Origin of the sequence: Paenibacillus chartarius (assembly GCF_042432825.1) — a bacterium.
Classification (GTDB): Bacteria; Bacillota; Bacilli; order Paenibacillales; family NBRC-103111; genus Gordoniibacillus; species Gordoniibacillus chartarius.
This window is the reverse complement of sequence record NZ_JBHLWN010000097.1, coordinates 1-14,779: the sequence shown is the minus strand read 5'-3', so window position 1 is coordinate 14,779 and position 14,779 is coordinate 1. Positions and strand designations below refer to the sequence as shown.

General features: G+C 54.4%; 16 protein-coding genes. 4 read left to right on the top strand and 12 right to left on the bottom strand.

The genetic code is table 11. From position 1 onward, the window contains the following. Positions 1-315: 315 nt before the first annotated feature. Complete coding sequence (locus ACFFK0_RS30705) at positions 316-630, bottom strand: heterocycloanthracin/sonorensin family bacteriocin (RefSeq protein WP_512700681.1); 315 nt, start codon at positions 628-630, stop codon at positions 316-318. A gap of 428 nt (positions 631-1,058) precedes the next feature. Here ACFFK0_RS30705 and ACFFK0_RS23985 point away from each other — a divergent pair, with 428 nt between their 5' ends. Then, positions 1,059-1,298 carry a hypothetical protein gene (locus tag ACFFK0_RS23985; protein ID WP_377472902.1) on the top strand — a complete coding sequence of 80 codons (240 nt, stop codon included), beginning with the start codon at positions 1,059-1,061 and terminating at the stop codon, positions 1,296-1,298. Here ACFFK0_RS23985 and ACFFK0_RS23980 read toward each other — a convergent pair. The 4 genes from ACFFK0_RS23980 to ACFFK0_RS23965 form a co-directional block, all read right to left on the bottom strand. Beyond that, the gene (locus ACFFK0_RS23980; protein WP_377472901.1) at positions 1,279-2,772 is read right to left on the bottom strand and encodes a sensor histidine kinase; all 1,494 of its coding nucleotides are present in this window, start codon (positions 2,770-2,772) and stop codon (positions 1,279-1,281) included. The genes ACFFK0_RS23985 and ACFFK0_RS23980 overlap by 20 nt on opposite strands. A gap of 18 nt (positions 2,773-2,790) precedes the next feature. Continuing rightward, positions 2,791-3,492, bottom strand: coding sequence for a response regulator transcription factor (locus ACFFK0_RS23975; RefSeq protein ID WP_377472900.1), 702 nt, complete (start codon positions 3,490-3,492; stop codon positions 2,791-2,793). A 351-nt stretch (positions 3,493-3,843) separates the two neighbouring features. Further along, positions 3,844-4,401 carry an NADPH-dependent FMN reductase gene (locus ACFFK0_RS23970; RefSeq protein WP_377472899.1) on the bottom strand — a complete coding sequence of 186 codons (558 nt, stop codon included), beginning with the start codon at positions 4,399-4,401 and terminating at the stop codon, positions 3,844-3,846. A 731-nt stretch (positions 4,402-5,132) separates the two neighbouring features. Further along, the gene (locus ACFFK0_RS23965; protein WP_377472898.1) at positions 5,133-6,020 is read right to left on the bottom strand and encodes a YbhB/YbcL family Raf kinase inhibitor-like protein; all 888 of its coding nucleotides are present in this window, start codon (positions 6,018-6,020) and stop codon (positions 5,133-5,135) included. A gap of 132 nt (positions 6,021-6,152) precedes the next feature. Here ACFFK0_RS23965 and ACFFK0_RS23960 point away from each other — a divergent pair, with 132 nt between their 5' ends. Then, a complete protein-coding gene (locus tag ACFFK0_RS23960) occupies positions 6,153-6,380 on the top strand; it encodes a PaaX family transcriptional regulator C-terminal domain-containing protein (RefSeq protein WP_377472897.1) in 228 nt (75 codons plus the stop codon). A 190-nt stretch (positions 6,381-6,570) separates the two neighbouring features. On the opposite strand, the gene ACFFK0_RS23955 is transcribed toward ACFFK0_RS23960, so the two are convergent. Beyond that, positions 6,571-7,332 (bottom strand): YheC/YheD family protein, encoded by a 762-nt coding sequence (locus tag ACFFK0_RS23955; RefSeq protein ID WP_377472896.1) that lies wholly within the window; start codon positions 7,330-7,332, stop codon positions 6,571-6,573. A 132-nt stretch (positions 7,333-7,464) separates the two neighbouring features. Next, on the bottom strand, positions 7,465-8,118 hold the full coding sequence (locus ACFFK0_RS23950; RefSeq protein WP_377472894.1) for a FusB/FusC family EF-G-binding protein: 654 nt from the start codon (positions 8,116-8,118) through the stop codon (positions 7,465-7,467). A gap of 339 nt (positions 8,119-8,457) precedes the next feature. Here ACFFK0_RS23950 and ACFFK0_RS23945 point away from each other — a divergent pair, with 339 nt between their 5' ends. Then, positions 8,458-9,234, top strand: a complete 777-nt coding sequence (locus ACFFK0_RS23945; protein WP_377472893.1) for a sporulation protein — start codon at positions 8,458-8,460, stop codon at positions 9,232-9,234. A gap of 87 nt (positions 9,235-9,321) precedes the next feature. Here the strand turns inward: ACFFK0_RS23945 and ACFFK0_RS23940 are convergent, their stop codons facing one another. After that, entirely contained in the window at positions 9,322-9,882 is a 561-nt protein-coding gene (locus ACFFK0_RS23940) for a superoxide dismutase family protein (protein ID WP_377472904.1), read from the bottom strand. Positions 9,883-10,020: 138 nt separating this feature from the next. On the opposite strand from ACFFK0_RS23940, the gene trhA reads away from it, so the two are divergent. After that, positions 10,021-10,659, top strand: coding sequence for a PAQR family membrane homeostasis protein TrhA (trhA, locus tag ACFFK0_RS23935; protein ID WP_377472892.1), 639 nt, complete (start codon positions 10,021-10,023; stop codon positions 10,657-10,659). Between the two features lie 47 nt (positions 10,660-10,706). Here trhA and glsA read toward each other — a convergent pair whose 3' ends face one another. From glsA to ACFFK0_RS23915, 4 genes are all read right to left on the bottom strand, one after another. After that, positions 10,707-11,657, bottom strand: a complete 951-nt coding sequence (glsA, locus tag ACFFK0_RS23930; protein ID WP_377472891.1) for a glutaminase A — start codon at positions 11,655-11,657, stop codon at positions 10,707-10,709. Further along, positions 11,654-12,427: an EcsC family protein gene (locus tag ACFFK0_RS23925; RefSeq protein ID WP_377472890.1), complete on the bottom strand. Its 774-nt coding sequence runs from the start codon at positions 12,425-12,427 to the stop codon at positions 11,654-11,656. Before ACFFK0_RS23925 ends, glsA begins: the two co-directional genes overlap by 4 nt. A gap of 36 nt (positions 12,428-12,463) precedes the next feature. Continuing rightward, positions 12,464-12,883, bottom strand: a complete 420-nt coding sequence (locus ACFFK0_RS23920) for a hypothetical protein (protein ID WP_377472889.1) — start codon at positions 12,881-12,883, stop codon at positions 12,464-12,466. Positions 12,884-13,250: 367 nt separating this feature from the next. Beyond that, positions 13,251-14,516 (bottom strand): M48 family metallopeptidase, encoded by a 1,266-nt coding sequence (locus ACFFK0_RS23915; protein WP_377472888.1) that lies wholly within the window; start codon positions 14,514-14,516, stop codon positions 13,251-13,253. Positions 14,517-14,779: the final 263 nt, after the last annotated feature.

The following is a 14,779-nucleotide window of genomic DNA, read 5'->3' as shown; positions in this document are numbered from 1 at the left end:
CGACAAAAGTGCCTCTAAACCCTTGTGAGATAAGGATTTTTTGATTTTTCAGCAAGCCCTACGTTATTTCGGAAATAAACACCGTCATTCGGAACCGGGAGAAAGAACGTATCCCCCTTAACTTTCAACCGCGAAGATGGGTTCAGCCTTGCCATTATACTCCTCCTTGCCTTTCGCTGATCATCAAACGTCGACAGTCTTCCTCATTAGCATATGTACGCCTTGTCGTCCCAAATGTCAGAACCACAACGCAGAACACCCCTGCCAGCGAAAATTGCTGTACAGGGGCTGCACTTTGCTATTCTTCTTATTAGCTTACCGGCACCGGTGGTGGCAGAAACCGCCGCAATGGCCGCAGCGATGGTGACAGAAGCCGCCGCAGAAGCCTCCACAATTGCCAACGCAATTGCCGGCACAGAAACCCCCGCAAAAACCGACGCAGCTGCCGGCACAGAAGCCGCCGCAAAAGCCCACGCAAAGGCCCACGCAAAGACGTGCAGGATCCGTCGGGTTCGAGCCCGGCGAATATCCCCCAGCCGGAATCTGGCCTTGCTGCTCCCAAGGCGACAGCTCGCCTTGATGGAACGGGGAAACGCTCAACTGCTGAAGATCATTTTGGAACTCATTCATTTGTGAAACCCTCCAAATATTTTGTAGCTGCGAGGATTGGCAAGTAGGAAGAACGACCGGTGCTGAACTCGATAGTACAATATGAGGCGGGGTCCGCACTTGTTACTGATGGAAATGCCTAATATTTGGGTATTTGTACCATGAAAACGAAACGACGAAGCTTCGCGGCTTCAATTCGTAATGGAAATAAACACCCACAAAATTCCTGTTTACCCTCTATGCAACATTTTTTTCACATACAGAGCCTACATTCGTGAGTAACATTCATGGTGAAAGAGGTGGCCATTGGCAATGAAACGGCTGTTCGCTGCAGCGGCGATGGGTCCCATCCCTCGTGACGAAACGGTTACGCTTCATCGACAGCCCTTTGTCCGGGACATTCGAGTAATATTTATGTTTTGTCGGCAGACGGTGTTCAATCGGAGGATGTGAACGGAACGATTCGTTGGAAGCGCCCCGTTGCCTCGCATGGCGGTAAGATGTGGGGATTGCTGCTGGGGATGGATAGCACTCCATTTGTGCTGCAAGCTCCCGTATACAAGCAGTACGGCTCGATCACGGACAATTTTGGTTATGCTCTGGCTGTAAAGAAGGACACAAGCCGTTCTAACCTTATCTCAGGCGGCATCTCTTCCATCGTTACTTACCTTACTTCTCAAGCAAAATGATCGGCAGCTCAAACCAAAAACAGGCGCCCCCTTCTGCTGGCGAACACACCCCAACCTTACCGCCATGCCTTGCTATTATCTCCTGCACGATAGATAGGCCTAGGCCGCTGCCGCTTTTTTTGCTGCTTCGTGCTAGATCTGCCCGGTAAAATCGGTCAAAGATCCTTTGCTGTTCATCGGCGGGTATACCGGGCCCCTTATCTTGTACTTCAATACGAACGGTTTCCCCTTGATCCCAAACTCGGATACCGACCCATTGTCCAACCGATCCGTATTTACACGCATTTTGGAACAGGTTGATGAGTACTCGCTCCATCTTTCGTTTCTCAAGGCTTGCGTAGATCGGACTTTCGGGAATGTCCACCTCGATAGCGAAATCCGACAGTTCAAATTGAGGCATAAAGGCGATTATCTCACTGCGAATATATTCACACAAGTTCACCGTCTCCATATGCCACTCCCCGCTATTGGCATCCAGGGAGGCAAGCTCAAATAAATCGTCGAGCAACCGTTGCATCAGCTTCCCCTGCTGATGGATCAATGCCAACGATTGCTCAGGGTTATCGATGACCCCTTCCTTGATTGCCTCCGTATGGGCTAGGACGGCAGTGAGCGGTGTCCGCAAATCATGGGATGCTGCTGCAACCATATACCTGCGTGCTGCGTCCGCCGACTCCATCTGCGAGATCGCACCCTGAAGCCTGGCGGTCATCGTATTAATATTTTCAGCCAAATGGCCGATTTCATCGTTCCTCTCGTTCTTCAAATGTACGCGTGCGGCAAGATCGCCCTTTGCAATTTGACCGACAACGGCGGAAATGGTCTGTATCGGTTTGACTAATAGGTTTCTATAAATCCCCAGCAATAGAATTCCAAAAATAGACACAATAAAAAGAATAAGCAGCGCAAGAAAATGATAGCTGGCAATAAATTTAATTAGCTGAATCTGTTGAATATCCCGATTCGTAATCAATGGGGCATCTTTCATAGAATAACGAATAATATACAGCCCCCATGGTTTTCCTTCATGCATGATGGTTCTCAGCTCGTTCAAAACCTTACCCGCCGTCACGGAGTCGTTCCAAAGATCCAGATCCACCGACTTCCGGCTGTTAGCCGAAAATTCATAGATCAGCCAAGATTCGTTAATATCGTCTCCCAGGGTTTTGCTAGTATCCACCAACACCTTGCCGTCTAGCGACACGACAATAATGCTGCCAATAAAAGGGATGGTCTCCGGGACAGCTGCTTCGGTTATCGGAATTCCACTGGAAAGTGCCTTCTGAACTTCCCCCGTTTGATTGTCGATAAAATCTTGTTTTTGCTGAAGCCACTCATCCGCATCCCGGCTCAGCACACTGAGGGGACCGTAAACATATTCAAGAACGTAGCCGGTAGCGAAAATAAGCGTGAGGCACATTAACGTCGTTGCAACAAAAATAATGGTCATCTTATTTCTAAGATTCCAAAACAATAGGTTCACTTCCTTCAATCACATCTTCGAAAACCGATATCCCAATCCCCTAATCGTCTGCAAATATTGCGGATTCGAAGGATCGGCCTCGATTTTCTCCCGCAAGCGGCGTATATGAACGGTTACGGTGTTGTCATCGCCTTCGTAATACTTGTCCCTCCATATTTGTTTGAACAGCTGCTCTTTGGTAAACACCCTCCCCGCGTTTGTTGCCAGCAAACGAAGCAGCTCAAATTCCTTGGCCGCCAGCTGAATGGATTCCCCGCCGCGCCTCACCAGGAAAGACTCCGTATCAATTTCCAGCCCGCCGGAAAATCGCAATACGTCGAGCATGTTGTTTCCATTCCTGTTAAACTCCCGGTAGCGACGAATATGTGCCTTCACCCTCGCAACGAGCGCCGCACCTGAAAATGGCTTGGTGATATAATCATCCGCTCCCAAGCCGAGACCCAGCACCTGATCGATATCGTCGCCTCTTGCCGTAAGGAATAAAATTGGCACGTTAACGTCACGTTTCCGTAATTCCCGGCATACTTCAAAGCCGTCCAATTTCGGCAGCATCACATCCAGCAAAATCAAATCCCATCCCAGTAGCGCCGACGCTACCGCATCTTCACCGTTATCACACCGGTTGGTCTCGATCCCTTCCTTATTCAGATAAGCTTGAATCGCATCCGCAATCGCATCGTCATCTTCCACGATCAAGATTTTCGCTTCCAAGTCCGTTCCCTCCATCGAAAATGAATCCCACACAAAATTCCATAAAAGTACAATAACCCCTTCCACTATACACTCGAGAATTAAGAAAATACATGTTATTTGTAAGATACCGTTTATTTGAAGTTAAGGTCCGGGGGATATGATGAATTTGTAAAGCAAGTTGATCTGCGAAAGGGGGCTGCACAGCGTATGTTCGGATGGTTGACTGGTTGTATCCGTTGGATTTGGTGGTTCTAATCCCCGATATGAAGTTATTCATAAGAAGACCCGGCAGGAAAGCTGTCGGGTCTTCTTGGTGCTTCGAACAGAAAAAAAAGCAGTATCCGAGGCACCGGAACACTGCTTGCAGCATTATTTGCTCGATACAGCCTGCAGAAGTGACCTCACGAGTTTGCATAGCAATGACACCATGTGAGGCTCCGAAACGCTTCCATCTTGTTCAATGATCTTACTGATATATGGAATAGCGAGTGATGCATGTTCCGGAAGATCAGCGGTCATCATCGTTAAAGTCAATTTCAACGAAGCAAGAGCTGCTGCCCCTCCATCCGCGTGCGGGGATGCGCTTATGATCGCAGTAGGCTTTGACACGAATTCGCCACTGGACACGACCCAGTCCAGCGCGTTCTTGAGCGATCCCGGAACGCCCCGCGCGTATTCAGGTGTACAGATCACGACTGCATCCGCTTCTTGCACATTCAAACGCCATTCGCGAACCTTGTCATGCACTTCTGCTTCGACGCCGTCAATGTCCGGATTGAAATGCGGCAATGCGGCAAGTCCATCGAATTGACGAAATTCCGTCCCCTCAGGAAGCAGCTGTTCGATAAATGATAGCAGACGTGTATTTGACGATCTCTTACGCAAGCTACCCGATATGCCTAGAATGATATACCGTCGTTGTTCCATATTATGCACCTCTTTCCTGTTCGTTACCTTGACTATAAACCATAACGCTAGTGTCATGCTCAATGGGGAATATATATATATTTTACATAATGTTTTTTATGTAATATTATTGTGGTTTTATCGGTCTCAACCGGTTCACACAATGGACGGCCCGCTCCGCCCCAAGTAGCACTCGTGTTGGATCCCATCGGAATCCCCTGCTCTTCGCCGGAAAACATCGCACATAGGTTGTCCATCGTTCGTTGCAGCTCCCCACTCCCCTTTTCACAAAATTTTTAAGGATTCCAACCGACATTTCAGGTTACAATGAATGAGATCGATATGAAATTGGAGGAAGTCCCGTGAAGCCAGAAGGAATTACCGAGTCCGAACGGAACATGCTGTTGGCCGCCCCGTCGGTCCCCCCCAGAAACAACGATACTCCGTTCATCCCCCCGCGTTCTCGCCGAACCCGTAAGAAGCCCGGATTATGGTCCAAGTGGCTGAAGCAACGATAGCGCCGGGTCTATACAAATAGGATAACCAGCAGTCGCCAATAAGCGGCAGCGCAAAAAAACCTTCACGCAAGTGAAGGTTTTTGGGGAAACCAGGCTACCGGATTTCCCGATCTTCCCGCATCAATTCCGCCAGCCTATGAACGAAATGTGCCCGGCATAAATGCATTTACCATCATAGCGAAGCCCCTAATTATATACATTCGCCGGATGTCACGGTTGTTGCACATTCAGATGTCAATCCCGCAACGCCGGCCTTCCCGCAGGCAATGATTCATTGCGGAAAAATCCTTCCGTCTGTGCATACGCCAGCGCATGCTCCTGCAGCAACGGCTCCAGCTGCTCGGCAAAAACAGGTGTTTGCTCCGGAAGCTGCAGCTTATCCGTATCGAGAGCGTACACGGCTATCCGATATAGATGGTCTCCTGAATAGCGGGGCGGCTCCATGCCGAAATAAGCGTTAACTTCCATACCGGCGGGCAGGTTTCCGGCAGCTCCTTCAGGCAAGCCCGTTGTCGAAACAGGGATATTCACTACACTCCAATGAATAAAGTTGTCTGCGATCGGATGCACGTCGTACATCATTAACGCATACGACTTGGTGCCTTCCGGTGCGCCCTTCCATTGCAGCGGAACACTGACGTTTGTGCCGCCTTGGATGCCGCCGTGAGCATATTTCGGCGGAATATCTCCTTCCGCCGGGAACGCGGGTGACGATACATAAAATTTGCTGTTATCTTGTTGCGGTAAAGGGCTAGCGTTTAGCACCCTGCTTGCGGAATCCCAGTGCAGCTCCAAACCAAGCGCCAGGGGAATCGTCCGTACGGAAGCTAATATGCTGCCGTCCGGGCCCATCACCGCAGCATGATCAAGACGATGCCCGACGCCGTTGACGAAAAGAGTATCGTCACCAAGCTTCTGCCGGACGGATAGACCGTCCTTGCCGGCGTGCCACGTTTGCTCGTCGCCGTTCCAAGTAACCGTCAAACCGGCCGCTTCGAATACAGCCCGAACGGGAACGAGCTGCAGCGAATTGATCATTTCTCCCTTGGCAGATAAGATGTTGTCTCCTATCCGAATGGTAAAAGGAGTATTCCAGGTCAAGTAACTCTCCACATTGCGCATAACATCTTTCTCCGCCGCGATTGCCGATGCGGGAGACAGTATGGTGCAGGCAGCAGCGGCAACAATCAGCTGGAAGTCGAGCCGCTTCTCGCCGAGAACGCTGCATGCTCCAATCCAGGTGCTGACGGCTCAATGCCGAACAACAAATGCGAGGCTGACAGAGAAATGCGGTTGTTCTTGCTGTATTTGCAGCTGGGGGAAGTGATTAGCGAGCTGTACTTGTCCGATCCGATGCTGCCGCAGGAATTGCTGGACAGAGACTGGGTCGGACGACGCACCTTACATGAACTGAACGCGTATTTGGATCAGATCGCGGCTGCGATCCCTCCCGATTCGGCGTACAACCGCTTTGTCAGGTGATCGGCGCAACCATAGCAAGTTTGTTAGCAGCCGTATAAGAAAAAGCGGCGATTCAGGACGGCAGTATCGGTCCTGTAACGCCGCTGTAACCGTATCGTTTCAGCAACTTGATTTCGTTCACACGAAGTTTTGCTTCTTGTCGTGCAATAGCGCCTGCGTAGGGTCGACAAGCTGAACAAGTTAAGAACCATTAAGATGTTCTCCCATATTCCTTCGCCAAACGAATAATGCGCTGATAAAGCGCTTTGTCCTTCATATGCTTTAACGGATAAAATTGCGGTCGTGTATTGACTTCCAGAATCCAATACCGGCCGCAACGATCCATGGCGACGTCGAGACCGAGTTCACGAAAGCCTTTGCCGTGGCAGTCGAAGCAGGCGCCGGCATGCCGGCCCATCGTTTCCAGCAGGCTTCGGGCGGCTTTGATTTGCCGCTTCGAATATCCGGCCCCGCGAAGCGTCTCTTCCAGATAGCCCAATTGCCCGCCTGCGTGATAGTTCGTCGCTACCTTATGGGGCTTCCCGATCTTGGTGAAAATAGCCGACGGTGTCCACGCCCCGTTATTCCTCTTCTGAACCATCACTCTGACATCGAACGGCCGTTTGCCGGTGTCTTTCAAATAAATCCCCTGTTGGATCAAGTAACTCTTCGAGCCGGCGAATTGAGTCAGCTCCCTGTGCAGGGCATCCACCGATGCGGCGGTAACCGATGCGTTATCTTTCTGAATTCGGAAGCGATTCGGCTTCAGCCGGACGATCTTCGCAATGTGCCTGCCGCCTGTTCCGCCCGTCGGTTTGAAATAGATCATCGGGTACCGGCTCACCATCCGCTGCAACGCATTTTTGCTATACAGAGATGTCTCCGGCACGTACTTTTGCAGACGGCTATCCTGGATCAGCCACTTGGTTTTGACCCATTTGCTCTTCAGAGACCGGCTCTTATACCCATTCATAGGCGATGCACACTCCTCTCTGAACTAACGTACGCAAGCCTATTTGAGAACGGCACGGCGAACGACATGAGCGGTACCATGGACTTCATGCTAAAAAAAGAACCGCCATAATCGGCGGTCCTTGTCCAGTCGTCACCCAACGATCCTGCGAAGAAAATCTTCCAGCGGTGCGACATCGGTAATATTATTGTTGCAAGCTTCGCTATGAACACAGACGTAATTGCCGAACGCCTTGTAATAATCCGGCGAAGCGTTGGCCGGTCTCGACTTGCTGACGGCGGAGAACAAAGCTACTTCTTCGTGCCGGTTGCAGAGCGAACAGACGCTTTTCTTATTCAGCCGGGTGCATCTTCCTTCGATACCGATTAGCCGGCCGTCCAGGCGATACACGATATACATGTTGTTCGTGGCGATATCGTTCCAGCCTAGATACGTGATGTAGCGGAAGTCGATGGCATCCAAACCCGGCAGCTTCAGCTTCTTCGCCTTCGGAAACAGCTTCTTCAGCTCGTTCTCCGTAACCGGTGCGAAAGCTTCCATGTACGGCTCCAATGCTGCCGTATATTGCTGGAAGTCGCTCGATGTTTGAAGCGCGGCGATTCCTTCCAGCATCCGCTGCTGCGAATCCGAAGCCTCCGGGAACATCTCGACGATTTTCGATTGGACCTCCAGCTTGACCGCTTCCACCACTTTCCGGTCGGATACGGTGTTATATGCATGCTGCAGGGCAGCGACTTGCTTCTTGATAAAGTTATATTGATGGTTTCTAATGAACGGTTGGTCCATAGCTCTTCAGCCCCTTATTGATAATGATATACAAATAAGGTGCAAAGCCATCATTAGAACCGATATAAGCTGTAATTGGGCGACGATCGTAACGCTACGTGTCCGCCCATGCAAAGTATCGCCCTAATCAGGCTTTGCATGAGCCGCTATTCATTCCGGCAAAATGATTTGCCATAGCTACCGCCCTCCCTCTCGTTCTCATCATTATAAGAAAAAGTGGCGGAAGCCGCAACCGCATACTCTACGAGAAATGATCGAAACATTGCGAAATGGAAACCTTGTGTCATCACCATACGTATACGTTATCAGATGTTCCATGTTGAAGGAGGAAGCCGCAATATGTCCATGTTTAAGAAAATGCTTGCCAGCGTAGGGATCGGCGCCGCACAAGTCGATATGCTCATCGACGATGCCGAAATTCATGCAGGCGACCGCTTAACCGGTATCGTCCGCATTCAAGGCGGAAGAGTGAGCCAAAATGTCGACGACGTGTACGCCTATGTCATGACCAAATACCGCAAGGAGCAAAACGACTCGCACGTAGAGGTCGAAGCGCCGATCGCGAAAATTTTGCTCGCCGGCAAGTTTACGGTCGAAGCCGGGCAAACGTACGAGTTCCCGTTCAGCTTCGAGCTTCCGGATATGACCCCGGTTACGATCGGCCGCACGCCGGTGTGGATTCAGACCGGGCTTGATATTAAAGAAGCGTTCGACCCGAAGGATCAGGATTACCTGAACGTATCTCCTCATCCTCACGCACAGATCGTGTGGGAAGCGGTCGAGCAGTTAGGATTCCGGCTGCGGGAAGTGACCTGCGAGTACGCTCCTGCTCACGGCAGAGGTCTACCGTTCGTTCAAGAGTTTGAGTTCGCCCCGGCGGCATCGGAATTCCGCGGCCGGTTAGACGAACTCGAGGTCATCTTCTTCCCGTCCGAGGACGGAATTGAGCTGCTGCTGCAGATCGACCGCCGCGCACGCGGACTGAGCGGACTATTCAGCGAAGCGCTGGAGCTTGACGAAAGCTTCGTCCGCTGCCGGTTCAGCAGATCGGATTTGGGCCGCGGCGCTTCTGCAGTTGCGCAAGAGCTCGCCGGCATCATCCGTCGGTACTCGTAATTATCCATACCATGCAAATAGCCTGAACGTTCTCCTTTTGGAGAACGCCTCAGGTTATTTTTTTACATAATTATTGTTATGTCGTATTTACTGGATGACCCCGCAAACGATCCGATCCCCGGCATTGCCGGCAGGGTCCGTGGCCAGATCGTCGACACCGGCGTGAATGACAAGCGCGGTGCCTCCGGCCTTCAGCAGCGAATTCGGGGCATTCTTCTTGAGTGTTACCGTCGTTACGATGAATTGCGCCTGTGCGCTGCCGTCCGCTTCCGCGACTAGGTTCGGAATATCCCCCGCATGCGGCCCGGCAGGGTTGTCGTGCCCGTGCTTCTTGGCACCGGGATTGAAGTGAGCGCCCGCCGATTTGAAATCGGGAAGCACGCACTTGCCGGTTTCATGGATATGGAAGCCATGCAGACCCGGAGTCAGTCCCGTCGCCTTCACATCGATCAGCACCCCGTGCTGAAGCTGCTTCAGCTGGGCTTGCCCGACCGGACGCCCTTGGTTGTCGATAAGGCCGACGGTCACTTCCGCAGGAGCGGGCGCAGCCGCCGCGTTCGTTTCTTTTGCTTCCGGCGCTTGAAATAAAGCGCAGCCGGATGTCATCATGGCCGCGCCGAGCAGCGATAGAAGCGCGGTATGTTTCATGTTCACGGATGGGTCCCCCATTTCGGTTCAAATCTTTCCTTACTTGTATACCCATTCCAGCGGCGGCTAAACCCGGAGACATGAAACGCTGGGCCCGGTCGTGCTATAATAGGCGTATCAAAGGAGGATTGAACGGCTATGGCGAACACCCATACGTATTCCCGGAACGAAGAAGTGGCGAATGCCGTTACGCACGGCATCGGCATACTGCTGAGCATTGCCGCGCTCGTCATTCTGATCGTATTCGCTGCCATGAAAGGAACGGCACTGCATGTGACGAGCTTTACGATTTTCGGCGCTACAATGTTGCTTTTGTACCTCGCTTCCACGCTCTTGCACAGCTTTCCGGAAGGGAAACTGAAGGATTTGTTCGAGATTTTCGATCATGCTTCGATTTACTTGTTTATCGCGGGGACGTACACGCCGATTTTGCTTACCGTGATCCGGGGGACGACCGGCTGGGTGCTGTTCGGCGTCGTATGGGGGGTTGCTTTACTGGGGCTCGTGTTCAAAGCGTTTCTGACGAAGAAATTCATGTTCACCTCAACGCTGCTGTATATTGCGATGGGCTGGCTGATCGTCTTTGCCTGGCAGCCGCTTCTGCAGAACTATTCGACGGAAGGGCTCGTGCTGCTGATCGTCGGCGGGATCACGTATACGGTCGGGACCATTTTTTATGTGTGGCGCGGCTTCAAATATCATCACGCCGTGTGGCATCTGTTCGTGCTCGGCGGGTCGGTGTTTCATTTCTTCGCGGTGCTCAGCATCGTGATGTAAGGAAGGGGTTTGACGGATCAACGTCGTCCCCTTCCTTTTTTTCATGGCTAAAACATGCTCCAATCGTGACGCTGCGCTAGCCGCTCCAGCAAATGAACGCCGGCTACGCTGTTCCCTTTGGCATTCAGGGCCGGTCCGATGACGCCGATGCCATAGCGCCCCGGCACGAGGGTCATAATACCGCCGGCAACGCCGCTCTTGGCCGGCAGTCCTACCTCGATCGCGAACTCGCCGGAGGCGTTGTACATACCGCAGGTGATCATGAACGTCTTGGCGATTTGCACGAACCGGCGCGGTATATGCTCCAAGCCGGTGATCGGGTCCGTGCCGTCATAAGCGAGAACGAGCGCCATACGGGCCAAATCGCGGGTCGTAACTTGAACGGCGCAATGCTGGAAATATACGTCCAGCACCTCCTCGACGTCGTCTGTCAGCACGTTGTTATCTTTCAGGAAGTAAGCCAGAGAACGGTTGCGATGCGCCGTCGCCGCTTCCGAGCGATACACGGACTCGTTAACGTCCAGCTCCTCGTTACCGGCGAGCGAACGGAAGAAGTCCAAGATTCGCTCCGCCTTCTCGGCCGGCGTGCGCCCCGCAATTAATGAAGAAATGACGATGGCTCCGGCGTTGATCAGCGGGTTGAACGGAATGCCCGGCTCAACCAGCTCCAGCTTCAGCATCGAATTGAAATCGTCGCCCGTCGGCTCCTTGCCGACCTTCTCAAACACCGCCCGTTCCCCGTTGTCCATAAGAGCGAGCATTAAGGTAAATACCTTGGAGATGCTTTGCATCGTGAAGCTGAGGTGAACGTCCCCTTCGGCGAGCACCGCTCCGTCCGCTCTCATGATGCTGATGCCGAGCGCATCCGGGGGCGACTTGGCCAGCTCCGGAATGTACGAAGCCGCCTTCCCTTGCGATGTAAGCGCCTTGGCCGCCTGCAGCTCCGCTGCGAGCACGGCCTGCAGCAGCGCCCATTCTTGGCGATCTGCCGCATTCATTCGCCTTGCCCCTCCTTTTTGTGGTCCGCCAGCCAGCGCAGCCGGTAGCAATTCATGCCCGTTTCCCCGAGCTCATCGAGCAGCTGATAGTTCGCCCACGCGCCGACGACGGCACCGATGCCGGGGACGAGCTGAAGCATTTTGCGAAAATCGATCGTATCCCGGTATTCCTGCTGCAGCTGCAGCCAATCCACCGCATCGTCGCCCGTACGCGCGATCGCCGGCTCCGTATTCGACCAGATCTTAATCGTGCGTAGCAGTTCGTCCCGATAAGCCGGAGAGGAGAACGCGAGCTGGAACACGTACAAAATAAAGACGCGCTCCCGGAAATCTTCGGTACGGTAGCCGTATGCATGCGCCAGCTCAAACAGGAATTTCACCTTGATGCCGATGAGCAGCGGAAAATCAGCCAGCCCCAGCCAAATGCCTCCCGCCCCCGTTCCCGCCCCCTCTACGGTAGCCAGCTTCCGGTACAAATCGAGCGTCTTCTCCGCGCGGATGTCGTGGCCGGACAGCGAGTCCGCCTGCAGCGGCGCCTGCTTCGGGATATAGTCCATGCTGAACAACGCCGCTTTGAATATGCCTCGCACCGCCGCCGTCACGGTATCGTGAAACCGGTCCGGCAGCAGCTCGTTAATCCGGTTCTGCACCTTCTTACCTGCACGCTGCACAATGCCGTGCGGCTTCAGCAGCCTCGCCTCCCAACGCAGCAGCTCGCGCCGTATATGCCGTTCGTAGCCGGTCTCGGTCAGCTCGCTTGAATCGGCCATGCCTTCGCCCCCTCTTTCCGAACTTCGTCCCTTTATTTATACGTCCATGCCGCTTAAGATAGTTTCATCGCGCGCCGCAGGTAATGGCTCCGTCAGCGTCGCCCACATCGCATCGACGGTAACCTGCAGGTTAAGCGGGGCGTCGGCTGCCGCCCGGTACCATTCCCCTTCGCGAAAATAATCCGCATGTCCGCCCTTGATGTGCAGCGGCGTTCGGACCTTCGGCGCGTACTTCAGCCGATTCCAGCGCAGCCATCCCGCGGCGGTACGTTCCCAGCCGCCCCAAGTGCCGAGCCGGCACACCGGGTCGGCCGGCTTGCCGGCGCGACGCGCGGCGTACAAGTACGCCGTGCGCGCCTGCAGCGGCTCTGCCACCGCGCAGCGGGGCGAGCCGACCTGCACGAGCCGGCAATCGGCGGCACCGCCGGCCGCGAGTATGGCTTCCGCGGCGTGCACCGCCGCGACGCCCCCGCCGCTGTGGCCGACGAGCCACAGCGGGCCTTGCGCCGCAGCGCCGCTATCTGCGATGCGCTGCAGCACGTGCCGTCCGCCCAGCGAGACGGCACGGCGGCCGACGCGCAGCCGCAGGTCGCGGCGGATGTCGCGCAGCTGCGCCCACAGGCTGCGGTCCCACGCGCCGTAGGGATGCAGCAGCGCGGACCGGATGCGGCCGCCGCGCTCGCCCCAGCGCTGCAGGAAGCGCCGCTCCAGCTCCAGCCTGAGCCCCTCCATGAAGTCCGGGGAAGTGGCGATGCCAGCTATCACATAGAGCGATACGACGCCTTGAGGCGATCCTGGGTCCGGAATTCGGGCTTGGACCGGTTTATGGTCGGTAAGCAGAGGCATCGCGTATTCTCTCCATATCCGTAGGGTGTGTCGACCGAAACCAGTAGACGAGAAGCGGCGGATTGACGATGTCGATCGTGCCGGCCGCCAGCTTCTGATTCATCGTAACCGCGCCCGTACCCGAACCTACGAGCTGAAGCGCATACAGATCGGCAGCGTGCTCCGCCTGCCTCGATATGGCATTGGACAATGGCAGCGTAAGGAAGCTGAACAAGGACGAAAACAGCAGCAGCAGCGTGATGACAAGCCCCGCGTGCGGCCTATCCGGCCTCCCTGCGCCCCAGACGGGGCCGAAGCGCGTCAGCACATACCGCAGCAGCTTGCTGCCGAGCCAGATCATGACCAACGATGAACCGACAGCGCCGAGCGCGCTCCATTCCAAATGATGCATCGCGTAATGCCCGATCTCGTGCGCCATAATGTGCATAATCTCGGCATGATCCAGCCGCTGCAGCGTCGTATCCCACAGAACGATGCGCAGCGTAGGGCCGATGCCGTTCACGTAGGCGTTCATCGCGTTCGTTTTGGCGGACATGGCAACCTCGTATACCCGATCGGCCGGGATGCCGGCTTCGGCGGCAAGCCGCAAAATGTCCCGCTCCAGCACCGGATCGGACAAGCGCGAGAACGTTTCGTAAAGCGGGTCGATCAGCACCGGCTGTATCACCATCATGAACAAAATAAACGGCACGGACAGCAGCCACAGCTTCAGCCACCAGCGCCCGCCGCGCCGGATGAGCCAGAGGATGGTGCCAAGCGCTATCGCCGTCGTCAGCGTTCCGACCCCGTAGGCGACAAGCTTGTCGCGCAGCCAGCCGCCGAGCGGCTGCGTCGTGATCCCGTAGCTGCGCGACAGTCCGTATGCGGCGAGACGCAGAGGCAGGACGGCGGCGAATACAACCAAGGTCAGCGTAACGAGATAAGCTCCGATCCGAAGCCACGATCGTTTGATCCATCCGCTCAGCCAGCGCTCGTATCGAACCGCCGCTCCACTGAACAAAACCGTAACGTATACCCCCCACTCCCATGGCGGCGCAACAAAAAACAGCAAGCTGCGCCAATAGCCGTATTCCACGCTGTCCTTCAGCTGCTCCGCCGTCATGAACGTACTCGGATCGGCAGGCGATCCGAGCAGCTCAGCCGGTACCGTATTACCTCTCGTCCACCACAAATATGCCGCGATCGCCGCGGCATACGCCGCATATGCCGCATAATACCCGCGTATCCATCTGTTCCCGATCATTAGCTGCCCCCCGGTTGTAGACCATACAAAATCCCGCCCCGCGGGTCGGACTCGTTGCGGCGGCGCACGTTTGACAGCGCGCAGCGGCTGCGAGCACAACCGGCGGATGCGGGATCTCGCGGATCTTCATCACAAGCTCGGTCTTCCCTCTATATTTATCTTACACTGTGACAGGGGGCAGCGCCAAACCGAAAAGCTGACGTGTCAGTGTCAAGCTAGCGTGGGCAGTCATTTAAGATGCCTGGAACGCGAACCCCGAAGGA